This is a genomic window from Paraburkholderia sp. SIMBA_027 (assembly GCF_046535315.1).
GTDB classification, from domain to species: Bacteria; Pseudomonadota; Gammaproteobacteria; order Burkholderiales; family Burkholderiaceae; genus Paraburkholderia; species Paraburkholderia tropica.
The window spans coordinates 1-229 of the sequence record NZ_JAWRWY010001772.1 but is presented as its reverse complement, the minus strand read 5'-3'; the positions used below and the strand labels follow the sequence as shown (position 1 = coordinate 229).

At 59.4% G+C, this 229-nt stretch carries 1 protein-coding gene; it reads left to right on the top strand.

Features of this window, described 5'->3' with window-relative positions:
• Window positions 1-229: hypothetical protein (locus tag SB764_RS45250; protein WP_410867473.1), on the top strand; the 229-nt coding region annotated here is incomplete at both ends.

The following is a 229-nucleotide window of genomic DNA, read 5'->3' as shown; positions in this document are numbered from 1 at the left end:
AGAGCGCCCCTCACCTCGATCGCGAGCGGCTTGAAACGATGCTGCAGCGCGTGCTGGACGCCCAGGACAACCCTCAGTGCAGCTTGGAAGCCATCGAACAGATCGAAGAGGACTTGCACCAGCACTGTCTGGCCGGCCTGCAAAACCGCAAGATTGCCGCGCTGATCCGCCAGGGCCAGAGCCCGATGATCATCAGTCGGATTTTTTACCGTTTATTGGGCATTGGTGC